The 25,434-nt window shown below is 67.9% G+C and carries 17 protein-coding genes and 1 pseudogene; 8 read left to right on the top strand and 10 right to left on the bottom strand.

Annotation, left to right across the window (positions count from 1 at the left end):
- Positions 1-64: 64 nt before the first annotated feature.
- The gene (locus B0E52_RS12335; protein WP_254426789.1) at positions 65-1,336 is read right to left on the bottom strand and encodes an MFS transporter; all 1,272 of its coding nucleotides are present in this window, start codon (positions 1,334-1,336) and stop codon (positions 65-67) included.
- A gap of 92 nt (positions 1,337-1,428) precedes the next feature.
- On the bottom strand, positions 1,429-2,442 hold the full coding sequence (locus B0E52_RS12330; RefSeq protein WP_077484161.1) for a LacI family DNA-binding transcriptional regulator: 1,014 nt from the start codon (positions 2,440-2,442) through the stop codon (positions 1,429-1,431).
- 223 nt (positions 2,443-2,665) lie between these two features.
- On the opposite strand from B0E52_RS12330, the gene B0E52_RS12325 reads away from it, so the two are divergent.
- From B0E52_RS12325 to B0E52_RS12315, 3 genes are all read left to right on the top strand, one after another.
- Complete coding sequence (locus tag B0E52_RS12325) at positions 2,666-5,926, top strand: TonB-dependent receptor (protein ID WP_254426788.1); 3,261 nt, start codon at positions 2,666-2,668, stop codon at positions 5,924-5,926.
- 26 nt (positions 5,927-5,952) lie between these two features.
- Positions 5,953-7,302 (top strand): hypothetical protein, encoded by a 1,350-nt coding sequence (locus B0E52_RS12320; protein ID WP_254426787.1) that lies wholly within the window; start codon positions 5,953-5,955, stop codon positions 7,300-7,302.
- 170 nt (positions 7,303-7,472) lie between these two features.
- A complete protein-coding gene (locus B0E52_RS12315; RefSeq protein WP_343124506.1) occupies positions 7,473-9,635 on the top strand; it encodes a glycoside hydrolase family 3 C-terminal domain-containing protein in 2,163 nt (720 codons plus the stop codon).
- Between the two features lie 39 nt (positions 9,636-9,674).
- Here the strand turns inward: B0E52_RS12315 and B0E52_RS12310 are convergent, their stop codons facing one another.
- From B0E52_RS12310 to B0E52_RS12300, 3 genes are all read right to left on the bottom strand, one after another.
- Positions 9,675-10,208: a dihydrofolate reductase family protein gene (locus B0E52_RS12310; RefSeq protein ID WP_077484155.1), complete on the bottom strand. Its 534-nt coding sequence runs from the start codon at positions 10,206-10,208 to the stop codon at positions 9,675-9,677.
- A gap of 74 nt (positions 10,209-10,282) precedes the next feature.
- The gene (locus B0E52_RS12305) at positions 10,283-10,816 is read right to left on the bottom strand and encodes a gluconokinase (RefSeq protein ID WP_254426786.1); all 534 of its coding nucleotides are present in this window, start codon (positions 10,814-10,816) and stop codon (positions 10,283-10,285) included.
- Positions 10,817-10,863: 47 nt separating this feature from the next.
- A complete protein-coding gene (locus tag B0E52_RS12300; protein ID WP_077484153.1) occupies positions 10,864-11,823 on the bottom strand; it encodes an alpha/beta fold hydrolase in 960 nt (319 codons plus the stop codon).
- 159 nt (positions 11,824-11,982) lie between these two features.
- Here B0E52_RS12300 and msrB point away from each other — a divergent pair, with 159 nt between their 5' ends.
- From msrB to B0E52_RS12285, 3 genes and pseudogenes are all read left to right on the top strand, one after another.
- A complete protein-coding gene (gene msrB, locus B0E52_RS12295) occupies positions 11,983-12,432 on the top strand; it encodes a peptide-methionine (R)-S-oxide reductase MsrB (RefSeq protein WP_077484151.1) in 450 nt (149 codons plus the stop codon).
- A complete protein-coding gene (gene msrA, locus B0E52_RS12290; RefSeq protein ID WP_077484149.1) occupies positions 12,429-12,941 on the top strand; it encodes a peptide-methionine (S)-S-oxide reductase MsrA in 513 nt (170 codons plus the stop codon). Before msrB ends, msrA begins: the two co-directional genes overlap by 4 nt.
- Positions 12,942-13,079: 138 nt before the next feature.
- Positions 13,080-13,835: pseudogene (locus tag B0E52_RS12285) on the top strand (M90 family metallopeptidase).
- Between the two features lie 42 nt (positions 13,836-13,877).
- Here the strand turns inward: B0E52_RS12285 and B0E52_RS12280 are convergent.
- Positions 13,878-14,600, bottom strand: a complete 723-nt coding sequence (locus tag B0E52_RS12280) for a hypothetical protein (protein ID WP_217316684.1) — start codon at positions 14,598-14,600, stop codon at positions 13,878-13,880.
- Between the two features lie 381 nt (positions 14,601-14,981).
- Here B0E52_RS12280 and B0E52_RS12275 point away from each other — a divergent pair, with 381 nt between their 5' ends.
- A complete protein-coding gene (locus B0E52_RS12275; RefSeq protein WP_254426785.1) occupies positions 14,982-15,977 on the top strand; it encodes a hypothetical protein in 996 nt (331 codons plus the stop codon).
- Between the two features lie 289 nt (positions 15,978-16,266).
- Here B0E52_RS12275 and B0E52_RS12270 read toward each other — a convergent pair whose 3' ends face one another.
- The 4 genes from B0E52_RS12270 to B0E52_RS12255 form a co-directional block, all read right to left on the bottom strand.
- Positions 16,267-17,070 carry a hypothetical protein gene (locus tag B0E52_RS12270; protein ID WP_077484147.1) on the bottom strand — a complete coding sequence of 268 codons (804 nt, stop codon included), beginning with the start codon at positions 17,068-17,070 and terminating at the stop codon, positions 16,267-16,269.
- A 617-nt stretch (positions 17,071-17,687) separates the two neighbouring features.
- Positions 17,688-18,545, bottom strand: a complete 858-nt coding sequence (locus B0E52_RS12265; protein WP_077484145.1) for an SDR family oxidoreductase — start codon at positions 18,543-18,545, stop codon at positions 17,688-17,690.
- Positions 18,546-18,710: 165 nt separating this feature from the next.
- A complete protein-coding gene (locus B0E52_RS12260; RefSeq protein WP_077484143.1) occupies positions 18,711-20,279 on the bottom strand; it encodes a phospholipase D family protein in 1,569 nt (522 codons plus the stop codon).
- Positions 20,280-20,483: 204 nt separating this feature from the next.
- Positions 20,484-21,956 carry a sulfatase-like hydrolase/transferase gene (locus tag B0E52_RS12255; protein WP_077484141.1) on the bottom strand — a complete coding sequence of 491 codons (1,473 nt, stop codon included), beginning with the start codon at positions 21,954-21,956 and terminating at the stop codon, positions 20,484-20,486.
- 345 nt (positions 21,957-22,301) lie between these two features.
- On the opposite strand from B0E52_RS12255, the gene B0E52_RS12250 reads away from it, so the two are divergent.
- A partial coding sequence (locus tag B0E52_RS12250) for a patatin-like phospholipase family protein (protein WP_168174187.1) occupies positions 22,302-25,434 on the top strand: 3,133 nt, incomplete at its 3' end.

Raw genomic sequence — 25,434 nt, 5'->3', positions numbered from 1 at the left:
CCTGGTGCAGTGAATCGACGACGGCCCCGCGCGACCGGCGGCCCGGAGATGGCGAGGAATATCCTCAGCGCACCCCGCGCACCGGCAGGATGGCCCAGGCGCCCAGCGCGACCAGGATTGCCGCCACGACGAACAGGACCGCATAACTTCCGCCGCTCGCGGACAGGATGCCCGGGGCGATCGCCGGCATCAACGACTGCGGCAGCACGCTGGCGATATTGAAGATGCCCAGGTTCCTCGCTGCATGGGTTTCGCGCTCCGGCAGCACGTCGGTCACCAGCGCGAGGTCGGCCGCCAGGTACACGCCCTGCGCGACGCCGGCAAGCGCCATCGCCGCGAGGAACCAGGGATACGAGGCGGCGAAGGCGATCGCCAGCAGGGCCAGCGCATAGAGCAGTGCGGCGCCGGACACGAAGACCTTGCGTCGCCCGAGGGCATCGGACAAGCCGCCGCCCAGCACACTGGAGACCGCCACCGCGCAGGACTGCACCAGGGTGGACAGGAAGATCCGGCGCGGCACCTCGGCGGGCGCGCAGCCCAGCTGGCCGATCAGGTAGAACTCCTGGTAGGTCATCAGCAGCGAGACCCCGGCGTAAAGCAGGAAACGGCTGCTCCAGGCCCAGGAGAAATCGGGGAAACGCAGCGGATTGATCCAGAAGCTGCCCAGGAACTCGCGCCACCCGTAGCGTGGCCGCCGGGCCACGACCAATCGATGATCGGGCAGCACCCAGGCCAGCAGTAGCGCCGCAGCCAGTGCAATCGCCGCCGGCACCAGGAACATCGCGAGCGTGGAATCCGCGAGGGCCTCCACCAGGAAGGTGCCCCCGGTCATGCCCAGCGGCAGGCTGATGTTCACGATGCCGGACACCGTGCCGCGCTGCGACGCCGGGATCTGGTCGGCGAGGATCGCCGCCAGCGCGGCCAGTTGCGCGTTGCAGGCAAGCTGCGTGACGCACCAGCCCAGCAGGAGCTGCGGAACCGACGCGGCCGTCGCGATCATCGCCAGCCCCGCCGCTCCCCCCAGGGCGCCGGCGACCAGCCAGGGCCGGCGCATGCCGAAGCGCGAAGTCGTGCGATCCGACAGGCGGCCGAAGAACGGGTTGCCGAACAGCGCCATCAGCGCGCCCACGCCCACCACCAGCGACAGGCTGCCGGTCGCGTGCGCCGGCGCGATCACGCGCACGCGCATCGCCAGACCCAGCAGGATGGGCGGAAGCAGCGCCATCCACAGGCCCGTGTAGGCCATGCCGTAAATCACGATGAACGGCCAGCCGGCGCGGCGCAGGTGCGGCGCCGCACCCGCGTGCGCACCGGCCGGCACGGGAAGCCCGCGCATCGCAGCTTCAGCCTTGTCGTCGATCACCGTCTCCGCCCCGTGGGTCCGCGCGCCGGGCTCTCGGCGAACCCGGCGCCGGCACAGGGCGAATACTACGGTTTCCCGGGCGCGGCCGTGGATGCGCGCAGATGCACCTGGTAAGGCACGCGCGACTGCTGGGGCACGGCGGACTCGCGGATCGACTGCAATACGTTCTGGACGGCCAGGCAACCGAGCTCGCGGCACGGCTGGTGCACCGTGGTCAGGCCGGGCGACACCAGCTGCGATACCGGCGTGCCGTCGAAGCCGCATACCGACAGGTCGCCGGGAATCGCCAGCCCGCGTTCGTAGGCCTCGCGCATCGCGCCGCAAGCCATGTCGTCGTTTGCGGCGAAGATCGCCGTGGGGGGGCGCCGCCGGTCGAGCAGCGTCCTGGCGCCGGCCACGCCCGACGCGAAAGCGAAATCCCCGTCCACCACCAGCGACTCGTCGTACGCGATGCCGGCCTTGCGCAACGCGTCGCGATAGCCACTGAGCCGCCAGGTGCGCGCACCGTGCCCCTTCAGCCCGGCGATGTGGCCTATCCGCCGATGCCCGAGCGAGACCAGGTGCTCGACGATCTCGGCCGCCGCCCTGCGCTCGTCGAAGCCGACGTCGATGCGCGACTGGCGCAACCGGGAGGAAATCGTCGAGTACGGAATGTCCAGCTCGTCGAGTCGCTGCAGCAACTCGGCATTGTTTGCATGCGGCGGCACCAGCACCAGCGCGTCCGGCCGGTGCGTCGCCACGAAGCCGTCGATCCGCGCGGCCAGGTCGTCCGCCGCGTCGAAGGGGTGCAGCACCGCGTTGTACGGCGTCCCCTTGCACGCCTGCAGCACGCCCACGATCACCTCCATGGTGTAGCTGGAGCCGGCCATCGGGTTGTCGTACAGCAGCGCGACCAGGTACGAGCGGTTCCCCGCCAGGCTGCGTGCGGACGCGTTCGGCACGTAGTTGAGCGCGCGGATCGAGGCTTCGATCCGCGTGCGCAGCTTGGCGCGCACGCTCGCATAGCCGTTGAGCACGCGGGACACCGTCTTGGTGGACACGCCGGCATGCGCAGCGACGTCTTCGATTCTCGCAGGCATGTGCAGATCCGGCCCCCGTATGGCTTGCAGCGCCCATGCTACCCCAAGCGGAAGGCGCGCAACCATCCGCATCCCGGCCATTCCACTCAAAAGTACCAGCGCTGGTATTTTCTATTGACAGCGCTTGTACATTTGACTAGCGTGCGATGGCGCAAGAGCCCGCGACGCAGGGGAGAAGGGTCGCGTCGACCGGGCACTCACTCGACACTGGGGAGATACCGAAGTGAAGAAGCCATCCATGCATCCGCATGCGCGCAACGCCGACCAGCTGCGCCTGCTGCCTTTTGCGATCGCGATGACGTTGTTCGCGGCCGGGCCATCGCATGCACAAGCCGCGCAGCCCGCGCCACAGGACACCGACCAGGCCACGCAAACCGCACCGGCCACCAACAAGGATTCGAAGGCCGCGGCGAAAAAGAAGAATGCCTCCACGACCGCGAACGAGAAGGAGGCGAAGCAGCTCACCGGCATGACCGTCAACGGCTTCTCGTCCAGCCTGAACCGTGCGCAGGACATCAAGCGCTACGCCGACACCGTGGTCGATGCGATCTCGGCGCAGGACGCCGGCTCGCTGCCCGACCTGTCGGTGACCGAGGCCTTGCAGCGCGTGCCGGGCGTGGCCGTCAGCGCGTTCGGCGTCGCCGCCGACCCTGACCATTTCTCGATCCAGGGTTCGGACATCAGCCTGCAGGGCCTTCCGTACACCAGCACGCTGTTCAACGGCCGCACGGTGTTCTCCGCCGGCGGCGGCCAGGGGCTCAACTTCTCGACGGTATCCCCCGAGCTGATCGGCTCGGTGGTGGTGAGCAAGAACCAGACGGCGGACATGATCGAAGGCGGCATCGCCGGTTCGATCGACCTGCGCACCCGCAAGCCCTTCGACAGCAACAAGGCCACCCAGGCCTCCTTCACCGTTGGCGACTACTGGGGCAGCCTGGACAAGCACGGCACGCCGCAGATCGCAGGCCTGCTCAGCCACACCTGGGATACCGACATCGGCCGCTTCGGCGTGCTGGCCAACGTGGCCTATGACCGCATCGACCAGGCCGACAATGCGATCTCGCTGGTCGATTTCCAGCGGCGCTGCAACGGCTGCACGCTGCCGGGCAGCCGTGTCGACAACTACCCCGGCCTGCCGGCGGGCACGGATGGTCCCTACGCCTACCTGCCGATCGGCGCCGACTTGCGCACCCAGCATGAAACCAGCACCCGCTTCGGCCACGTGCTCTCGGCGCAATGGGAAAGCCCGGACAAGACCTGGCAGGCCACACTGGAATGGGACCGCGCCTCGGACACCGAGACCACCTACGAGCACACCTTGCAGGCCTCGACCGACGGCTGCGCCTGGTCCGATCCGAACCAGTGCGACATCCCGCTGGCAGGCACGACGCCGGCGTTCGACTCCCGTGGCGTGTTCCAGTCGGGCATCGTCACCGCGCTACCGAGCGACTACGTCTACCCGTCGCGGTACGGCGGCCTGCCGACCCAGCTCGACAGCACGGGTTACAAGAATCGCTACGTAACCAACGACTACAGCTTCAACCTGAAGTGGAACGCCAGCGACAGGCTGCACCTGAGCCTCGACGCGCAGGATACGCACTCGCAGTACCGGTACGCCTACTACTACATCCGCCAGCTGACCAACGCCAACTGGTACCTTGCCACGCATGGCGACAACGTGCCCACGGTGCAGTTGCTGTCGCCGGATCCGAACGAAACGACGGCGCAGTACTTCGCCAATCCCGCCAATACCTACTGGGCGGCAGCGCAGGACAGCCAGCGCTACTCCTGGGGCAACCAGCGCGCCTTCCGCCTGGACGGCAGCTTCGACGTGGACAAGGGCCCGCTGGATGACATCCAGTTCGGCTTCCGCCACAGCGACCAGGGCGAAACGGTGCGCAGCTCGGCATTCAACTACGTGCCGATCAGCACGCCCAGTCCCGGCGTGACCCCGATCACCGCCGCCGACACGCCCAATGACGTTGCGCCATACCACGTCGACCTGCCGGCCTTCGGCGGCGGCGATTTCGGCATCGTCGCGCCGTTCTTCAACCTGAATCCGCTCACCCAGTTCTCGCAGTCCGTCGCCGCCATCAAGCAGATCAACCAGCAGTGGCTGGCCACGACGCCTGGCGCCGTCGGCTCGTACTACACGAACTACGACCGCGAGCAGCACGTCGCGGGCGACGTGTTCGTGCCGGGCACGTATTACCTGCCGCAGGAAGTCGCCGCCAACGACGAGAAGACCAACGCCACTTACGTGCGGCTGAATTTCGGCAACAGCAACATGGATTTCCTCAGCGGCCTGCAGATCAGCGGCAACGTGGGCCTGCGCTACGTGCATACCCAGGACGCCGCCACCGGCTACCTGATCCTGCCGAACATGGCGCAGACCCTCAACGGCCAGACCATCGCGCAGTACTGCAACTCCGGCGCCAGCGGCCCGGCGCCCCAGCCGGGCACGTTCTGCGCGCTGACGCCCGCGCAGCAGCAGCAATACATGGCCTTCGCCAACGGCGCGTTCACCCCGATCACGGCCAGGAATGCCTACGGCAACTGGCTGCCCAGCTTCAACCTCGCCGTTGGCTGGACCGACGACCTGATCACCCGCTTCGCGTTCTCGGAGTCGGTCTACCGGCCGTCGCTCGTGCAGTTGCAGGCAGGACAGTCGGTCGGCGGCCTGCTGCCCTACGGCACCAACGGCAGCACCGAGCCCACGGTGGGCAACGGCTACAGTGGCAGCAACCCCTACCTGAAGCCGATCACCGCGCACAATTTCGACCTGAGCCAGGAGTGGTACTTCGGCAACGCTGGCTCGCTGACCGGAATGCTGTTCTGGAAGCAGTTGAACCACACCATCCAGTACATCACCAGTGTCGTCGACACCACGGTGACGAACAACGGCGTGACCTATCCGGAGCAGTACACGGCGGGCCTGGCCAACCTGAACCAGAAGGGCAGCGTGGGCGGTGCGGAACTGGCCTACCAGCAGAAGTACGACTTCCTGCCCGGCTGGCTGTCCGGTTTCGGCACGTCGATGAACTACACCTACATCAAGCCGCACGGACTGGGGTTCGGCTCGGTCAACTACTGCCCATCCGGCTACGTGGCGCCCACGCAGTGCATCAACCAGTTGAAGCTGCCGCCGTCCGAGCTGTCCCGCGACACCTTCAACTTCACCGTCTACTACGAGAAGGGCCCGCTGTCGGCGCGACTGGCCTGGAACTGGCGCTCGCAGTTCCTGATCTCGGGCCAGGAGGCGGACTATCCGTTCCTGCCGGTCATGGCCGACTCCCAGGGCCGGCTGGACGGCTCGCTGATCTACGCGCTCAACGATCACGTCAAGGTGGCGCTGCAGGTGGCCAACCTGCTGAACTCGACGTTCAAGACCCGCGAGATCGTCAATACCGACGGCTTGTCCGTGCCCAAGGGTTTCTTCCGCGACGACACCCGCTACAACCTCAGCCTGCGCGCGGACTTCTGACCGGGCGCGTGCAACAGGCTCCCGCCATGGCGCATGCCGGACCACGTGCCATGGCGGAATGGAACGGCAGCTCGACGATCTCCCCGATTGCCGCCATCCCGCGAGACGCTTCACAACGGCCGAAGGCTGGTCGAGCGGGAATGGCGGCCTTGTTCGCCTGCCTGCTGTCCACCGCGTGCGCGGCGTCGCCAGTGCATGCGGCGGCGACGACGACCGCGGCTTCCGTGGCGCCCCGCGTCGCGGCCCTCGCACGCGCCGGCTGCGATGCCATCGCCGCGCGCGTCGATGCAGTGCCGGGCAACGCTCCGCTGCTGCTGCGCAGCTACGACAGCCGGCGCGGACAAGGCGCGCCCGACCTGCCGCCGCTGCACTCGGCGGCATTCACCTACGACAACGCGCTCGCCGTCATCGCCCTTCTCGCATGCCACAAGCGACCGCAGGCGGAGCGCATCGGCGAGGCATTGCGGCGCGCGGCCATGCACGACACGCGTCTGCGCGATGCGTATCGCGCCGGCGCCGTCGAAGGCGACAAGCTGTTGCCGAACGGCTGGCGGGATGCGCAGCGGAAGCAATGGGTCGATGCCGCGCACGAGTATTCCGGCGCATACCAGGACGGCACCTCGTGCGGGAACGTCGCGTGGACCGCACTGGCGCTGCTGGCGCTGCATGGCGCCACCGGCGAGACGCGCTGGCGCGATGCCGCCGTGCATCTCGCCGACTGGGTCGTCGCCCATGCCTCGGACGCGCACGGCGCGGCCGGCTTCCATGGCGGCGTCGAGTCCTACCTGCTGGTGCCGCGCAAGGCATCGTGGAAATCGACCGAACACAACATCGACCTGGCCGCGATGTTCGAATGGCTGGCCCGGATCTCCGCACCGGGCGGCGACTGGGACGCGCAGGCACGGCGCGCCCGCGATTTCGTCGCGGTGCAGTGGGATGCCGCGAGTGGGCATTTCTGGACGGGCACCGAGGGCGACGGCGTGACGCCGCTGCGCTCGCCGTCCGCGCTCGACGTGCAGCTCTGGGCGCAGCTCCTGCCGGACGCGCCGAAAGCCTGGCGGCGTGCGCTGGACTGGGTCGAGCGCATGCATGCGGTCAAGGGCGGCTTCGCCTTCACCGACGCCCGTGACGGCATGTGGACCGAAGGCACCGCGCAGGCCGCGCTCGCTTGGCGATGGGTCGGCAACGAAGCCAGGGCCGACGTGCTGTTCGCGTCGATCGCGCAACAGGCCTCGCCGGACGGGTTCCTGTACGCCACGCCCCAGCCGCGCGTCGTGGCGTTGTACGCCTGGTACTACCACCGGCCATGCCTCGCCGCGACGGCCTGGGCCGTGATCGCCGCGTCGAACCGCAATCCGTACCTGCCGAAATCATGAGCTTGCCATCGCGCACCCGCGATGCGCATGCTTCCCACATGTCTTGCAAAAACGAAGAGAACGTCATGGCACTTCACAAGACCCGCATAGCTTCCTTCATCGGTATGGCCCTGCTGGCATTCGGCGGCACATGCGCAACCGCGAACGCGAGCGGCAATGCACGCCCGTGGATGAACCCGAAGCTGTCGCCCGACCAACGCGCCGAGCTGGTGCTGAAGGCGATGACGCAGGACGAGAAATTCCGCCTGATCCGCGTCGATTTCGGCGACACCGAGAACGGCCACGTGATGGCGCCGGGTGCGCTGGGTTCCGCCGGCTACGGCCCGGCGATCGCGCGGCTGGGACTGCCGGCCATCCAGGAAAGCGACGCGGGCCTGGGCGTGGCCAAGCCGCACAAGCTCGGCGCCACCGCCCTGCCCTCGGGCCTCGCCACCGCGGCCAGTTTCGATCCGGCGGTGGCTTACGCCGGCGGCGCGATGATAGGCGGCGAAGCGCATCGACGCGGCTTCAACGTGATGCTGGCCGGCGGCGTGGACCTGGTGCGCGATCCGCGCAACGGCCGTAATTTCGAATACGCGGGCGAGGACCCGCTGCTGGCCGGCGTGATCGTCGGCAACGCCATCGCCGGCATCCAGAGCCAGCACCTCGTCTCCACCATCAAGCACTACGCGCTCAACGACCTGGAAACCGACCGCACCACGCTGAGCGCGAACATCGACCGCGCCGCCGCGCGCGAGTCCGACCTGCTCGCGTTCGAGATCGCCATCGCCACCGGCAAGCCCGGCTCGGTGATGTGCTCCTACAACCGCATCAACAGCGTCTACGCGTGTGAGAACGACTGGCTGCTCAACCAGGTGCTGAAGCACGACTGGCACTACCCCGGCTTCGTGATGTCGGACTGGGGCGCGGTGCACAGCGGCGCGAAATCCGCGCTGGCCGGGCTGGACCAGGAATCCGCCGGCGAGACCTTCGACAAGCAGGTGTACTTCGACCAGCCGCTGCGTGCCGCGGTGGCGTCCGGCGAGGTGCCGCAGTCGCGCCTCGACGACATGGCGCGGCGCATCCTGCGCAGCCTGTTCGCGGCCGGTGTGATGGACCATCCGGCCACGCAGTCGACGATCGATTTCGCCGCCGACCGCAAGGTGGCGCAGCGTGCCGAGGAAGCCGGCGCGGTGCTGCTGCGCAACCAGGATGCGCTGCTGCCGCTGTCCGCCGCGCAGTCCGTGGCGGTGATCGGCGGCCATGCCGACAAGGGCGTGCTGACCGGCGGCGGTTCCTCGGCGGTGCAGTCGCCGCTAGGCAACGCAGTGCCCGGCCTGGCGCCCACGGACTGGCCAGGCCCGCGCATCTACCAGCCGTCCGCACCGCTGGCCGCCATCCGGCAACGCGCGCACGGCACGGTGAGCTATGCCAGCGGCGAGGACATCGCCGCCGCCGCGAAGCTGGCCGCGCAATCGAAGGTCGCCGTGGTGTTCGTCGAGCAGTGGGCGGCGGAAAGTTTCGACGTGCCGCACGTCGCCCTGCCCGGTAACCAGGACGCGCTGGTGGCGGCGGTGGCCAAGGCCAATCCGCACACCATCGTGGTGCTGGAGAACAACGGCCCGGTCGCTATGCCGTGGCTGGATCGGGTCGGCGCCGTGCTGGAAGCGTGGTACCCCGGCGCGGCCGGCGGCGAGGCGATCGCGCGGCTGCTGTACGGCGAAGTCGATCCGTCCGGTCGCCTGCCGGTGACCTGGCCGCGCAGCGAATCGCAGCTGCCGCGCCCGACCATCCCCGGCGCAGGCCTGGCTTCCATCGGCCTGACGCCGCAAGGCCAACCGGCGCAGGAAGTGGACTACAACATCGAAGGCGCCGACGTGGGCTACCGCTGGTACCAGCGCCAGCACCTCGAACCGCTGTTCCCGTTCGGCTACGGGCTGACCTACACGCACTTCGACTACAGCGGTTTTGCGCCGCAGGTGGCGAACGGCAAGGTCACCGCTTCGTTCACCGTGACCAACCGCGGTTCTCGCGCGGGCGTGGACGTGCCGCAGCTCTACGTCACCCTGCCCGGTTCCAACCGGGTGCGGCGACTGGCCGGCTGGTGCCGCGTCAGCCTGAAGCCCGGCCAATCCGCGCACCTCACCGTCAACGCCGACCCGCGCCTGCTGGTGGACTTCGACGGCAAGAGCCAGCGCTGGCAGCAACCGGCCGGCGACTACCAGTTGCGGCTGGGGCATTCGGCGTTGTCGTTCCAGGGTGAAGGCAAGCTGACACTGGCAGCAGCTGCCTGGGCTGCGGATGCGTCGCCGACCGGCGTGCCGCAACCCTGCGTGACCGATCCCGCACTGTGAGGCGCATCGCGACGCGCCGGCACCGCTCGCATCGCGCCATCAGGCAGGAACGTAGGTCAACCTGATCACGTCCTCGACGATCAAATCGCTGGCCACGAGGCGCAGCCGCGGTCGCGGGCCCGCGAAGAACGGCTTGCCGCGACCCAGCACGACGGGGTGGAGGTAGATCCGGTATTCGTCGATGAGGCCAAGCTCGGCCACGCTTTGCGCCAGGCCCGGTCCGGCGACTTCGATTTCGCCGGCGAGTTCGCCCTTCAGTTTCCGCAACGCCGCCTCGATGTCATCGGCGACCAGGGTGGCGTTCGGGCCGACCGATTTCAGGGTGCGCGACACGACCCATTTCGGCTGGTTGCGCCATGCCACCGCGTACTCGCGTTCCGCTGCGTCCCAATCCGGAAGGTCATCGTCCCAGTAACGCATGACCTCGTACATGGCGCGGCCGTACACCATGCCCGCCAGGTCGCGTACCCGCTCCGTGAAGTGACGAAAGAGCGACGGATCGGGAGGCCCGAACGCCTGGTGGTCGACGTAGCCATCCAGGGACTGGTTCCTTTCGAACACGAGCTTCGCCATCGGGTATCTCCATTCCGGTCTTGCCGTCACGACGGACGGCCAGGTCCGAACTCGACAAGGGGTTGGAAAGGCTCTCAGCCTCGGCCCGGCCGCGCCGGCATCGACAGCGCCTGCCTGGCCACGGCGACCGTGGCGGCCAGGTCGGCACCGGCATCCAGCACGACCGCACGCTCGTCCGCGGCGGGTTCCTCCAGCGTCGCCAGTTGGCTGTCGAGCAGGCTCGCCGGCATGAAATGCTTCCGCTCGCGCAGGCGGCGCGCGAGTTCGTCGTGCGGCACGCGCAGATAGAGCAGCCGCAATGCCGGGTCTGCCCCACGCAGCACATCGCGGTACGCGCGGCGCAACGCGGAGCAGGCGAGCACCACGCCCTGCCCGCGGTGCCTCGCGATCGCCGCGGCGACCGCCTCGAGCCATGGCTGGCGATCCGCGTCGTCCAGCGGTATGCCGGCGCTCATCTTCGCGATGTTCGCCGCGGGATGCAGTCCGTCGCCTTCCACGAAGTCCATGCCGCACGTACGCGCCAGCGCCGCGCCGACATGGCTCTTGCCGCTGCCGGAAACGCCCATCACGACGATCGTCGACCATGCCGGCATCAGGTTCGCCTGCAAGACGCGGCTCCGGAAGGACGGATCGACTCGTTGCGCCTACTCACGGATCATCGTCCGCGTTGGGGTGCCACGCTCCCCGCCGCGTCGACCTGGTTCGGCAAGCCCGCCAACCAGGCCAGCACCGTCTTCGACAGTTCGAGGCGCTGGTCGGAATAGGCATGGTCGGTCGGCAGGTGCATGGTGCTCACGCGGATGTCGCCCGCCTTGCGCAAGGCATCGGCGAAGGCATCGTTGTCCGTGGCCAGGCCATCGTCGGAGGTGACCACGAGCACGCTGCGGTTTTTCAACGCGCCGACCTTGGCATGGAACGACCAGGCGGCGGCGTGCTGCAGCAGTTCGCTGGCCAGGCCTTCCGGGGTGCAGCCGGCCAGCGGCGCCATGCCTTCACCGGCGAGCAGCTTGCCGACACGGACGATCGCGTCATGGTCGCCCGTCGTGGCTCGCAGCGATTGCATGCGTCCACCCAGGTCGGCGGCGGAAATCGTGGCGAAGGCCTTGATGGCCGGATCGTTGGCCGCCGCCTGCACCGCCATGAAGCCACCCATGCTGTGGCCGATCAGCACGATGCGGCGCGGATCGAGCCGCAGCTTCTCGGCGACGCCGGGCTGGCGCAGGTAGGCCAGCGCGGCCGCGGTGTCCTCGATGCCGTGCGAGAACGAGAAGTCGCCCGGCGTACCCCATGCGCCGCGATAGTTGAAGTACAGCACGTCCCAGCCGGCGCGGCGCATGTCCTGCGCCAGGTCGAGGTTGCGCTCGTAGCCCGGGAAGCCGTGCAGCAGGATCACCGCCGGATGTGGCCCGGCGCCGGCGGCGACGTAGACCATCGCATTCATCAACGCGCCGTGGCTGGGGATCTGCATGACCTGCATTTCCGCCCGGTCGCCCGCCTTGGGGGCCGCGACGACGGGTTTGTCCGCAGCCGGTGCCGCGCGGATCCGCGTGGGCGCCAGGCCGAGCATGCCGGCGAGGACAAACGAGCAGGCGATGGTGACCGCAACACGATGCATGACGATTCTCCCTTGGCCGCCACCGAACGCCGCCGCGCCCGTGGCATGGTCGGCGGACTGTAGCAAAGACCGAGCGGGTACCGGCGCACGTGGCCGCACCCTCTTTTGCTCGCCGCAAACGCCACCATCTATGACCCAGTCCCACCGCCGGAGACCACCATGACTACCTACCGCAAGACGCCTGAAGCACTGGCCGGGCTCAGCCCCGAGCAATATCGGGTGACCCAGCAGGGCGCCACCGAACACCCCGGCACCGGCGAGTACCTGCACCACTCGGCGGCCGGCATCTACGTCGACGTGGTGTCCGGCGAGCCGCTGTTCGCGTCCTCCGACAAGTTCGATTCGCACTGCGGCTGGCCCAGCTTCACCAAGCCGATCGAACCGGCCAGCGTGCAGGAACTGCGCGACACCTCGCACGGCATGATCCGCACCGAGGTGCGCTCCGCGCACGGCGACAGCCACCTCGGCCACGTCTTCCCCGACGGCCCGCGCGAGCGCGGCGGCCTGCGCTACTGCATCAACTCCGCCTCGCTGCGCTTCATACCGCGCGAGGCGATGGCGGCCGAAGGCTACGGCCACTACCTCGACCAGGTGGAGGACGCGCGATGAGCAGCGAACGCGCCATCCTCGCCGGCGGCTGCTTCTGGGGCATGCAGGAGCTGATCCGGCGGCAACCGGGCGTGCTCTCCACCCGCGTGGGCTACGCCGGCGGCGACGTGCCGAACGCCACCTACCGCCACCACGGCACGCATGCCGAGGCGGTGGAGATCGTGTTCGACCCCGCGCGCACGAGCTACCGCGCGCTGCTGGAATTCTTCTTCCAGATCCACGACCCCAGCACGCCGAACCGGCAAGGCAACGACCGCGGCAGCTCGTACCGCTCGATGATCCTCTATACCGGCGATGCGCAGAAACGCATCGCCGAGGAAACCATCGCCGACGTGGACGCCTCCGGCCTGTGGCCCGGCAAGGCGGTGACCGAAGTCGCGCCGGCGGGCGATTTCTGGGAGGCCGAACCAGAGCACCAGGACTACCTGCAGCACTACCCCGGCGGCTACACCTGCCACTACCCGCGACCAGGCTGGCGCCTGCCGCAGAAGGGAGGCACGGCCGATTGAGCCGTGCCGCGACCAAGCACGCGTCGCCGCCCATGACGACGCGCAGGGCGAACCACCCCGCAAGGCCTCGCCCGCGCCCGCTGGCTCGCAGGGCTGGGCTTGACCCGCCACGTTCCCGATGAGTCGCCCCGGCCGAGCATGTTCAACCTGATCAGAAACTGGCGGGCACGGCGCATCGTTGCCCGGCACCCGATCGCAGAGGCGCTTTGGCAGGACGCGCTGCGGCGCTGCGCACCGGCACGCCGACTGGGCGCCTCCGACCAGGCCACGCTGCGTGTGCTGGCCACGCTGTTCCTGGAGCGCAAGTCGCTGGAGCCCGTCAAGGGGCTGGAACTGGACGACGCCGACCGCGTGCTGCTCGCGACCCACGCCTGCCTGCCCATCCTGAAACTGGGACTCGACTGGTACGACGGCTGGCACAGCCTCATCGTCTATCCCGGCGCGTTCATTCCCGGCCGCACGCACACCGATGCCGCTGGCGTGGAGCACCAGACCCACACCGTGATGGCCGGCGAGGCGTGGGGACGCGGGCCGGTGATCGTGTCGTGGGAGGACGTGCTGCACGGCGGCAGGCGGCCGGGGCACAACGTGGTCATCCACGAGATGGCCCACAAGCTCGACATGCTCAACGGCGACGCCAACGGTTTCCCGCCCCTGCACCGGCGCATGGATCGCCGCGTGTGGACGCGGGTGTTCTCGGCCGCGTGGGATCGCCTGCAGTAAGACCGGCGCAACGGAGTCGAGTTGCCGATCGACCCGTATGCGCTGGAGAGCCCGGCCGAATTCTTCGCGGTGGCCAGCGAGCAGTTTTTCGAGGCACCGGCCACCTTGCGCGAGCATCTGCCGGACGTCTATCGACAGCTTGAGCAGTTTTACCGGCAGCACCCGTTCTGAGCGCCCGGCGTTCACGCGCACAAGGGGTTCCGACCGGGCTGGCTAGCCTTGAACCCGCGCAACGAGTTTTTTCATTGCTGCATTTTCGTAGATGACTTGGCCGACTTCCCGATGGTGCAAAGCCACCTCTGCGGCGATTGAGCGACCGAGTATCCGCTGATCGATATTGCCGAACGACCCGGGCACGATGCTTCCCAACCAACCGACCCAGGCCAGGGTATCGGCGTTGCCGACGATGATGCCGGGGCGAAAGATGGCGAGACGGGCAAAGCCGATGTTGCGCACGGTGTCTTCCTTCATGCCCATGACGCGGGCATAGCGAAACCGGCTGCGGGCTGAGCTTCCTGCTGCGGAAAGCAGGCAGAACTGGGCGATGCCGGCGTCACGGCAGCCGCGCGCAAAGGCGCCGACGACGCCGAGTTCAAGCCGTTGCAATGCTTCTTCGCTCCAGCGTGCCGATCCCGAACCGACACCCACGCAGCTCACCGCGCTGACGGGGCCTTGGCTGGAAACTTCGCGGGCAAGGGCGGCAGTGCGCCCGGCAAAATCGTCAGCGCCGGTATCGAGAACGACGTTGCGCACCCTCGATCGCGCCGCAATGGGCTTTCTGGTGACCATCACCACTTCCCGGCATTCCGGAATGGCCAACAGCTCCGCGACGGCGGCACCACCGACTTGCCCGGTACCACCGAGGACGATTGCGGCGAAATTCTGCTTCATGAGCAATGCCCCTGCTTGAGTGATGCGGTAGTTCGCCGCCAGCATGCACGCCAACCTGGCATGTCGCGAAGACTCATCGAGGACACCCTACCCTGCTTCATCGCGATGGGAGCGCCGCGGGTGTGCGCCGATACTTGCCGGGCGTGGCTCAAACAAGCCGCCGGCGATGACGCATCAATCGCCATCCGCCAGCACCCACGGCGCCCCGGACGCCAAGCCGGAGCGCATTCAACCTCGACCCCGTCTACGGCTCCCTCGATGAGGGAACCCCGGACGAAGGAGCCTGTCTACCGACGACTGGCCGGAACACGCGCCGACGGCAGGCGCAGGTTTTGTGTGGATCGTTGGCTTGAATGAGGCGGTGTCATCGAACGTTCCGGGCAGGGCCGACATCAACGGGAGCGGGATCGTGCGCGCGGTCTGGCCTTGCTGGACAGCGATACGCGCGCGACCTTGGGTCACCAGGGCTGGCGACAGCCGGCGCTGACGCGCCAGGCGCGGGTGCTCGTGCTGGCTTTGGTGTTGGCGCTGCACGCACTGTTCGTACTGATGCTGTGGTACGCGGTGCAGCCCAGGCCGCAGCATCTGGCGGTGGTGCCTGTCGATGGCGATCAGGTGCTGGTCGTGCGCCTGCTGGATCATGTCAGCACGCCGCCGCCTGCACCACCCGCGCTGCCCCAGTTGGTGCCGCCGCGGCAGACGGCAACCCCACGCGTGCGTCCCGTGTCGCAGGAGAAGCCGCGTCGTGACGCGATGGTCGTGCAGGATCATAAAGCGGCACCTGCGCCAGCAGCTTCCACCCAGGCCGCCAGCAGTCTGTTCGCCAAGGATGGTTCGATACGGCTAGCGCCCGCGGTGACGGACTACTCGGCAAGCACCAGCGCCAAGGCCAAACCGGCCAAGCCCGCGGACGACCGCCGGATCATGCAGCACGACAGCAACCGCATGCACTACAAGGCCACCCGTTTCGAAAAATATTTCCCGCCGCCGAACGAGACGGCCGGTGGCGCGGTGGGTCGCCATATCGGCGATGCGATCAAGGCGATCGCCAAAAGCGTGTGCGATCCCGCCAAGCGCAGTACGGCTTCCGACCTGCTGTGCGGCGTGCCTCCCATACCCCCTTCGCCCAAGGAAGGCGACGAGCGCCTCAACCTGCCGCCACCGTCGCTGGTCGGCGACCCACATCCGATCCAGTCGCCGCCGCTGTCGACCTGCATCGCCGAGTACAACGACACCAAGCCACTGTCGTATGGCTGCCCGATCGACACGCCCGACCTGGCCTTCAAGGCCGAGATGCGTGAATGCATCGATCTGTTCCGCGCAGGCAAGCGCCTCAAGACCTGGTGCCCGGCCGATACATCCAGGCGCGCAGCTGCCGAATCGGCTACGCCGGCGGCTTCCGCGAGCAGGGGTTTGCACTGATGTGCGCTTCCCGGTGTTTTCCATCCGGGAACCACGGCGCGTACCGACAGTCACAGATAGTCGCGTGAGATCAGGAAGGCTTGCAGCCGGGTAGCCGCAGGTCGGGTGTACGGCAAGCAGCCACGTACCTGCGGCGCCGGTTGCAAACCTTCCTGATTTCGACAAAAAGTGTCAGCGACTGCGTGGAGGCCGCAGCGGTCTGCCTAGCGACCGGACGACCGCCTCGCTCCAAGCCCTCCGCCGCCGTCGGCAATTTTTCCCGACGCTGTTCCCAAGCCCCGCATCCGGCTCACGGCCCCAGCACCCGCGGCACCAGCGCGTGCCACCCCGGCGTGTCCCACAGCAAATAGACGGCGACAGCGACGGGCAGATACAGGCCCAGCCAGACCAGGTATGCCCGGTGCACCGTCCGATGCCCGATCACGTCCCACAGGAAGATCGGCGACATCACCAACATCGGGTAAAGCAGGGTCGAGAGCGGGCTGGCCGGGCCGGTGGTCGGCAGCCAGGCGATACGGTCGACCGCCGCCATCAATGGGACGGCCACCGCGAGGAACATCATCCGCTTGTGAAAGCCCGGGTCGGTGCGCCGCGCGCGCAAGGCCAGCCAGATGCAGATGGGAAAGAGGATGCCGGCGCTGGTCTGGAACAGCGCGATGTTGTCCAGGAACAGCAGCGTCTGCCGCAGCTTTTCCTGCACCGGCGGCGGTGCCGCCTGGGCCCCGTGCCAGACCTGCTGGTAGATCGCCGGGACGAGGACGAAACCGGCCACCACGATGGCCGGAACGAGCAGGAAGGCAGCGCGCCCCAGCAGCATGTGCCGATCGCGCCGGCCCGTCGCCATCAGCCAAGCCTGGGCGAGCAGCACCAGCAGGAAGGTTCCCATGAGCACGGCATGCACGTGCAGGATCGGCGGGAACGGCGGCCTGGCCCCGGACCGCACCATTTCGACCTTCATGATCGCGTCCGGGATGAACCCGGTCAGCGTGATGGCGATGAAGAAGGCCGCCATGAAGACCCAGATCCAGCGGTCGATCGCCAGGGCAAGCGGCCTGGCAGGCGAATAAAGCGGTTGCGCGTAGTTCGTGGCCATGACACACCCCCGTCAGCTCTTTCCGCAACGAATGGCTCGGCCCGGACAGGCGGCATGCCGGACATGATGCCGAAAGCGCGGACGAGCCCGATGGCACGTTCCGCCCGTGTTCCTCCGCAAACAGGGAACGTGGCGTTCGTGCCTCCCTCACAGCTGGTACTTCACCCTCACCGCTCCACTGGCCCACTCCGGCCACAACGCCGCCACCCGGCCGGAAAGCCCCTCTTTCCAGCAGCGAAGTCCGCGCGACGTGGCATGGTGGACTTTCCGCATCCACCCCGCAACAGCCGGCTAGACGGCCAAAAGCTGTCAGGGACAATGCGAACGTGGAAGGTGTGGATGGACGGCCGACCGGCGTGACCGCGGCGAATCAGCCCGTTCGCGAAAAGCGGCAGCAGGGCGCCCTGTCCCCGCAGACCCGGCAACCCTCTGCCCCAGTCCTTGTCCACGCAACCGACTACGGGAGAGCGGCGACCATCCGTCGATCCTTGCTCCTGCCGCTGCCGGCGGTCCTGCTGGTGGGCTGCGATCCGGCGCAGAAGGCAGCCGATGACACCACACCCCCGGGGGCCACCGCCCTTGCCCCTGTTCGAAACCTTCCTCGCGCCGGCATGCCCTCAAACCAGCATGCGTCCGCCATCGACGATGAGCACCTGGCCGGTGGTGTAGCTGCCGCGCATCAGATACAGAAAGGCCTGCGCCGCCTCGGCCGGCTCGGCGGCCCGGGGCAGCGGCTGGCGCTCGGTCATCTGGCGGATCATCTCCGCCGGCAGTTGCGCGAGTCGCTCGGTGAGCACCGGGCCCGGACAGACCGCGTTGACCCGGATCGGCGCCAGGTCCACCGCCAGGCCCCGGACCAGATGTTCCGCCGCGCCGGCGAACGCCGTCGCCAGCGGTATGCCCTTCCTCGGCAGATGCGCCAGCAGGCCGTCGGTAAGCGTGATCGAGCCATGCGCCGACAGGCGCGGCTGGGCATGCTTGACCACCCTCAGCGCGCCCCAGAAGCGGACCTGCAGACCCTCGGCCGCTGCGGCGATATCCAGCTGCGCCAGTGGCACCGGCGCGAAACCGCCCGGCTCGCCCGCCGTGAACACCAGATGGTCGAAGCGCTCCAGCGCACCGAAGAACCCGGCCACGCTGGCCTCGTCCTGGACATCCACCACCGCGCCCGACGCGCCGGCGCCCAGCCGCTGCACCGCGGCGTCGACCCTGGCCTGGCTGCTCGAACCGATCACCACCCGGGCGCCCTCGGCCAGCGCGCCCTCGGCGACGGCATGGCCAATGCCGGAGCTGCCGCCGATGATGACTACGGTTTGGTCGCGCAGGGTGAGTACGGGCATGGCTACGGGCCCCTCGGAGCGGGGTGCGAGGTCGACCAGCATCAGGCGCGCGCCCTCGGGTCGATGGGGATGCCCATGGTAGTCCGAACCGAAACCGATGCCATTCGTCGCCAACTCCGGCGCCAGCACATCCACGGCTCGGGTGTTTCCGGCCTGCCAACGAGGCGTGGCCTAGACGAACCACGCGGCCGAAAAACATCGGTCGCCCGAGGAAACCCGAAACCGCTGACTCCACCCCCATGATTCACGGGATAGGCGACGCTGCCCGCTGTCTTGTCCCGCCCCGAATTTCGCAGCGCGCTAGAGCAGGCTTTCCAGCGGCAACAGCTTCAGGATCTGCACTTCGACCCGGCGGCCGGTGGTGGCGCCTGGTTCGTGGTCGTAGGTCACCGGCTTGCCATGCTCGGTGTCCTGCCATTGCATGGCGCCGCCGTGCGGCGAGCCGTCGTCCTTCAGGCTCACGTGGTAGGCATGTTCGGGCTGCGTGGCGCTGTCGAAGAACTTGCTCACCGCGGCAGCCAGGGACGGGTTGTCGACGATGATGCCCATCTCGGTGTTGAGCAGTTTCGAGCGGGCGTCCATGTTCATCGAGCCGATGAACACCTTCTGCCGATCCACCACGATCGCCTTGGCATGCAGGCTGACGCCGGACGAGGTGCCGCCGCTGGTGGCCGATTGCGGCGCACCGGCGGCTGGCCGCAGCTCGTAGATCTGCACGCCGCTTTCCAGCAGCGGACGGCGATACCGCGAATAGCCCGAATACACCATGGGTTCGTCGTTCGAGGCGAGCGAATTGGTCAGCACCTTGACCGTCACGCCGCGCTTGGCCAGCCCGTCGAGGTAGGCCGTGCCGGTGTCGCCGGGAATGAAATACGGCGAGATCAGCAGCAGCTCGTGCTGCGCGGCGTCGGTCATCGCCTTGATGTCCGGGCCGATGCGCAACTGCGCCTGGTCGGGACCGGCCTCGATTTTGGCGGGTTGATCGGTCACCAGCGTGGCCGGCCCCCAGAACCAGGCGCCGGGCTGGTCGGCCATCGGGCCGTTGGGCAGATTCACCAGCGTGGCTTGCGCGTAGTCGGACTGCGCGAACTTGCGTGCGTCGTGCGCCAGTTGCACGCGCAGCTTGGCCAGGTCGTAGTGGTCGGCATGTTTGCCGCCGAACGCCTTCACCGGATAGGCCGCGTCGCAATTCCAGTATGCGTCGAAGGCATGCTCGGCCTGTTGCACCACCGGCCCGATCGCGATCAGGTCGAGGTCGCGGAAGTTGACGTTGTCGCCCGCATCGAAATACGCGTCGCCGATGTTGCGGCCACCGACGATGGCCACGTTGCCATCGGCGATGAACGATTTGTTGTGCATGCGCCGGTTGAGCCGATGCATGTCGAGCAGGAACTGGGTGGCCTTGGACAGCAGCGACGGCTTTTTCGTGGCAAACGGATTGAACAGGCGCACCTCGATGTTCGGGTGGGTATCCAGCGCGTCGAACAGGTCGATCGAATTGCCGGCATTGATGTCGTCCACCAGCAAGCGCACGCGCACGCCGCGGTCGGCCGCGGCCAGCAATCGCTGCGCCACCAGCCGCCCGGTCGCGTCGTTGTCGAAGACGTAGTACTGCAGGTCCAGCGAATGTTGCGCATGGTCGGCCAGTGCCACCCGGCTCATCAGCGCGTTGTTGCTGTGCGTGAGCAGACGGAATCCGGACTGGTCCTGGTGCCGGTCCACCTCGGCGTGCACGTAGCGTGCGCCCGGCGTGTTCACCGCCGGCGGCAATGCCTTCGAAACCGGCTTCACCACGGCCGCGGGCGGCCGGCACGCCGCCAGCGACATCGCGAGCAACACCGAACCGACCATCGTGACGAGATGCCGCATGTTCGCCTGCCCTTCACGCCGCGCATCGTGGGGCCGCGGCTGTCATTCACCCCGTCGGCGTACTGTGCGAAGGGAACCGTGAATGCCGCGCGACCGGGGAACAAGGGCGTGAACCCGGGTTCAGGGTCGACTTTTCAAGCATACGCCCCCCAGAGTCAACTGCACCCCGGCCCCGGTTCGCGCCGCAGGGGACGAGCGCAGGGCTCAGGGATACACCTTGGCCGTTTGAATGTCGGGCGCGGACTCGCCGGCCTGGGCCAGCAGCTGCAGCAGCTGTTCGCGCAATTCCTTGGCCTGGGCGCGATATTCCATGCGGCCGGCCAGGTTGACCAGCTCGTGCGGGTCGTTGCGCTCGTCGTAGAGCTGGTACTCGTGATAGACGTCCACCGCCGGGGTGTCGGTTTTTCCCGACAGGTCGGCCACGCAGTAAGTCCAGTCCTTGGTGTGGATCGCCCGCCCGGTCAGCGATTCGCTGATCTGGATGAGCTGCTGGTTGGACCATCGGGACCTGGCCTGCGCATCGCCGATCAGCGGAAAGGCGCTGCGCCCCTTCCATGACGCGGGAATCGGCACGCCCACCGCGTCCAGCAGCGTCGGCGCCACGTCGATCAGGCCGAGCACTTCCTGGATCTGCTGCGAGCCGTTGAAGCCGGGGCCGTCCACGATGAAGGGAACCCGCAGCGAGCTGGCGTGCGCGCTGCGCTTGTATTCGGTGTTGCGCGTCATGAAGTGGCAGCCATGGTCGCTGACGAACGCGAAGATGGTGTTCTCGGCGAGCCCCTGCTCTTCCAGGGTCTGCCGTACGCGCCCCACCGATTCGTCGATGGCCTGGATGCAGCCGTAGTAATCCGGAAGCTGGTCCTGCCAGGTGCCGGGCAGGTGGCGCAGGTCGCGAGGCACCCACGGGTTGAGATAGCGATCGCGGTAACCGTGCGGCGCCACCGGGCGATGCATGTCGTTCTGCTGGTGCGGCTCCAGCTGCGAGATGAACAGGAAGAAGGGCTGCTCCTGGCGCTGGCGCAGGAAGCGCACGGCCCGATCCGTCAGGAAGTCGACGCGGTACTGGTCGTGATAGCTCATGGGCCGGCCGTCGCGATCCCAGATCTTGCCGTAGTAGGGATGCGAGACCAGCTCGGGCGTGTTGGCGCCTTCCCACAGGTCGAGGAAACCGCCGCGATCCTCGGGTCGCACCGGCCCCATGGTGTTTTCGTCGCGTTCGTCGACGGCGGCCAGGTGCCACTTGCCGATCAGGTTGGACGTGTAGCCCGCCTTGCGCAGTTCGCCGGCCAGGGTGGGGAGCGACCGGTCCAGCGCCAAGCCGTTTTCCCACACGCCGGCTTCGGTGGCATAGCGACTGCTGAAGAAGGTCGCGCGCGACGGTCCGCAGACCGGCTGGTTGGTCACCGTGTGGACGAAATTCTTGCCGCGTGCGGCCAGCGCGTCCAGGTTGGGCGTACGCGTGCTGCCGTTGTGGCCGTTCGCGCCGACGAAATCCATGCGGAACTGGTCGGCCATGTAGAGCACGATGTTCGGGCGCGGGCCAACGGGCTTGGCGGCTGCAGCGTCTTTCTCGCGCGCACCGAGCGCCTTCGCACCGGCGATACCCGACGCCCCGGCGGCCAGCGCGGCCGCTACGGAATTCTTCAGAAACGTGCGTCTACCTTCGTTTTCAGACATGGCTACGGCCTTTACCGGGAAATGCTTGCGCATTTGACTTTCGAAAACTTATTTGTAGCACAAATCCTGAAAGCCGGGTCACCGGGGGTCCCAACGGATCGATACGCCACCGGCCGAGCTGGTGACCGCATCGCCTATTGACGTGCACGCCCATGTTTTCATGGGCAACAAGTACGCCGGCTTCTGACAGTCCCCGACCGCGAAGCGCTGCCGCGCCTCACCCGGCCTCCTGGCTCCTCCATCCCTTGTTGCCGCCGCTGCGGCACTTGTCGTGGTACGACAACCGGCGCATAAGGTTCCCGCCGCATTCCGGTCCACCTGGCGCCCGCAATGGAGAGGCTGCTCATGGCTCAGGCAACGCCGACGCAGGGGCCTCAGCATCCGATTCCGCCGCAGGAACAGGAGGCGCTGGCGGATCGGCGCCGCCTCAACGACATCGACTGGGATCGGCCCACGATCGGCTTGGCCCTGTCCGGCGGTGGCGTGCGCAGCGCCACGTTCTGCATCGGGCTGTTGCGGGCGCTGGCGAAAAACGGCGTGCTGCGCCGCTTCGACTATCTGTCGACGGTATCCGGCGGCGGTTACGCGGGCGCCACGTTCGGCCGCCTGTTCAGCGACAAGGTGAAGCCGGAGCAGGTCGAGCACGGGCTGGCCGACGACCAGTCGCTGCTGCTGTGGTGGTTGCGCAGCAATGGCCGCTACCTGGTGCCTGCCGGCGCGCGCGACCTGCTGCAGACCTGGGCCAGCCAATTGCGCGGTTTCGTCGCCACCCAGTTCGAGGTGACCACGCACATCGCACTGCTCTCGTGCCTGATCGTGCTGCCGCATCTGCTGGGCTATGGCGGCGGCACCGGCAGCTTCTGGTGGTTCGCGGCCCTGTTCCCGGCCTGGCTGGCCGTGTTCATGGCCTTCGCCTACTGGTGGTCGCGCGATCCGCAGGACGGCACGGTCTTCAACGATCTCGTCACCTGCATCAGCAGCGGGCTCATCGCGGCGTACCTGCTGTGGCGACACTTCACGATGCCCGCCGACGTGCGCCATGGCCGCACCGCGATGCTGCTGATCGGCGCGATCCTGCTGGCGGTGCCGCTGGCCCGGTTGTGGCTGCTGCACCGGCGCGCACGTCCTGCGCAGGATCGGGTGCGTTACACCGTCGGCCTCAGCACGGCGCTGAAATACTTCACCTTGTTGCTCGGGCTCGGCGTCGCCGACCTGCTCAGCTGGTATCTCGCCGACAAGGTCGGCAACGGCTCGCCGCACGGGTCGGTGCTGACCAGCGCCGGACTCGCGGCGATGCTGGTGGCGGTGGCCCGCTTCACGCTGCCCATGCTGCAATCGCAGGCGAACAAGAAGGGGATCGCGCAACTGCCGCTGGCGCTGCTGGCCAACCTGTGCGGGCTGCTGCTGATCGCCCTGCTGGCGCTGTTCTGGCTGAGCGCCTTGCAGTATTTCGTGTTCATGGCGCGCGTTTCGGCCAGCGAAACCTGGATGCACTGGCTGGTCGGCTGGTTGCCGGGCGCTCCGCCGACGCCCGCCAGCGAGGCATGGCTGCGCTGGTGGACCGTCTTCCTCCCCTGCCTGGCCTACATCGTCCTCACCGGCCGCAACCTGCAGCAGATCAACCGCTCGTCGTTGCAAGCGTTCTACCGCTCGCGCATCGCCCGCACCTATGTCGCGGTGGGCAACAGCCACGACCATCGCGCCACGCACGAAGCCGTCCGTTTTCCGGTATCGCCGCTGTCCGACAAGACCCCGGGCAATTCGGCCAAGGTGAAGAAGCTGACCGCCCTGCTCGATGGCGACGATGTCGGCCTGCCGGCCTATGTTCCGCACGCCCATGGCGGTCCGATCCACCTGATCAATTGCTGCATCAACCAGACCATCGACGACCTCACCGACACCTATAACGCCGACCGCAAGGGCGTCTACCTGAGCATCAGCGCACTCGGCCTCGAGGTCGGTACCCGGCCGGCCGAACCGCACTCGGAAACCGCCAGCTCGATTCATCACACCAGCCTGGCCGAGTGGATCGCGATCTCGGGCGCTGCCGCCGGCTCGGGCATGGGCTCGCTGACCCGCACCGGCACCGCGGCGCTGTTTTTCCTGAGCGGTTTGCGGCTCGGCTACTGGTGGGCCAACAAGCTGGGCCGCAAGAGCTGGTCGTGGTTGCACCTGGGCAAGACGCGCGCGGCGCTGCAGGAAATGGTGGCGCGTTTCCCCGGCCTGCAGAACCCGGTGTGGTACCTCTCCGACGGCGGCCACTTCGACAACACCGGCGTCTACAGCCTGCTCAAGCGCGAGCTGAGCCTGATCGTGCTGGCCGACTGCGGCGCGGATCCCAGCTACGTGTTTGCCGACCTGGAGAACCTGACGCGGAAGGCACGCATCGACATGGACATCGCGATCGACTTCATCGATCCGGCCAGCCTGTCCGCCAGCGCCAGTGCCGCCCTGCGCGCGCGCTTCGGCACCCCGGACAGCATCACGCCCGATCCGGGCAGCCAGCACCTGCTGCTGGCCAGGATCGGCTATCCCAGCGGCGCCAGCGGTTGCCTGCTGGTGGTCAAGCCCCGGCTTGTGTGCGAGTTGCCGCTGGATGTCGCCGGCTATGCCGACAGCCATCGCGACTTTCCGCAGCAGAGCACGGCCGAACAGTTCTTCGACGAGTCGCAGTGGGAAAGCTACTGCCAGCTCGGCGAAACCCTGGGCACCCCGCTCGACGCGGGCATGCTCGACCTGCTGCCCACGCTGGCCGAAACCGGTACGGTCGCCCGCGTCAGCGTCGTCTCCGACGCAGACCAGAAAACGGCGCAGACCCGGCGCCAACGCATCGGCGCAACCATCGGCGCCTCGCTGAGCCTGGGCGCGATCGCCACCGTCGCGGTGACAGGCTGGCAGACCTGGGACACGCACCAGCAGGAAGCTCGCAGCGAACAACAGGGCGCGCAGACCCAGCAGAGCGAGGCCGACGCCATCCAGACGGATCTGGAAGCGAACGTGGCCTACGACACGAAGATGCACGCCCGGCTGTACGCGCTGATGCAGAAGTTCGAGCAATCCGGCAAGGCCGGCGGCATGCCGCACGTCATGAATCGGCTCGCCGACCAGTTGAACCGTTCCTGCGGCCTGCTCGCTGCGGACAATCCGCTAGACCAGCGCTGCCTGCTGGACTATGCCGCGCTGCGCGCGGCCGCCACCGAGCCGTCGGACTGGCAGCGATCCATGCTCGGCTACGCCAACGCCACGCCGCCACCGCTGCTGCCGCTGGGCGCATGGTTCGGCCACCTGCGATTCCGGGAGTCGACGCAGGTGGCGAGCAGCGTTGCGGCGGCCGCCCCGCCCGAGGCGGTGACACCCAGGCCCGTTACCGAAGCCGCTCCGCCGCCGCCCGAGGCATCCCTGCCGCCCAACGCGACCGCCAATGTCGGCCAGCGCGGCGGAGCGGCTTCGGTAACGGGCCTGGGTGTCACCGCCGCGG

The organism is Rhodanobacter sp. C06, assembly GCF_002001105.1.
In the GTDB taxonomy this organism is placed as follows: Bacteria; Pseudomonadota; Gammaproteobacteria; order Xanthomonadales; family Rhodanobacteraceae; genus Rhodanobacter_A.
This window is presented reverse-complemented; position numbering and strand designations above follow the sequence as displayed.

What these genes read in the sequence shown, in the direction of transcription:
- B0E52_RS12315 (WP_343124506.1), top strand. Translation starts at nt 7,473, where the DNA reads ATGAACCCGAAGCTGTCGCCCGACCAACGCGCCGAGCTGGTGCTGAAG.
- B0E52_RS12330 (WP_077484161.1), bottom strand. Translation starts at nt 2,442, where the DNA reads ATGCCTGCGAGAATCGAAGACGTCGCTGCGCATGCCGGCGTGTCCACC.
- B0E52_RS12320 (WP_254426787.1), top strand. Translation starts at nt 5,953, where the DNA reads ATGGCGCATGCCGGACCACGTGCCATGGCGGAATGGAACGGCAGCTCG.
- msrA (WP_077484149.1), top strand. Translation starts at nt 12,429, where the DNA reads ATGAGCAGCGAACGCGCCATCCTCGCCGGCGGCTGCTTCTGGGGCATG.
- B0E52_RS12335 (WP_254426789.1), bottom strand. Translation starts at nt 1,336, where the DNA reads ATGCGCGGGCTTCCCGTGCCGGCCGGTGCGCACGCGGGTGCGGCGCCG.
- msrB (WP_077484151.1), top strand. Translation starts at nt 11,983, where the DNA reads ATGACTACCTACCGCAAGACGCCTGAAGCACTGGCCGGGCTCAGCCCC.
- B0E52_RS12255 (WP_077484141.1), bottom strand. Translation starts at nt 21,956, where the DNA reads ATGTCTGAAAACGAAGGTAGACGCACGTTTCTGAAGAATTCCGTAGCG.
- B0E52_RS12280 (WP_217316684.1), bottom strand. Translation starts at nt 14,600, where the DNA reads ATGCTGGCGGCGAACTACCGCATCACTCAAGCAGGGGCATTGCTCATG.
- B0E52_RS12300 (WP_077484153.1), bottom strand. Translation starts at nt 11,823, where the DNA reads ATGCATCGTGTTGCGGTCACCATCGCCTGCTCGTTTGTCCTCGCCGGC.
- B0E52_RS12260 (WP_077484143.1), bottom strand. Translation starts at nt 20,279, where the DNA reads ATGCGGCATCTCGTCACGATGGTCGGTTCGGTGTTGCTCGCGATGTCG.
- B0E52_RS12270 (WP_077484147.1), bottom strand. Translation starts at nt 17,070, where the DNA reads ATGGCCACGAACTACGCGCAACCGCTTTATTCGCCTGCCAGGCCGCTT.
- B0E52_RS12310 (WP_077484155.1), bottom strand. Translation starts at nt 10,208, where the DNA reads ATGGCGAAGCTCGTGTTCGAAAGGAACCAGTCCCTGGATGGCTACGTC.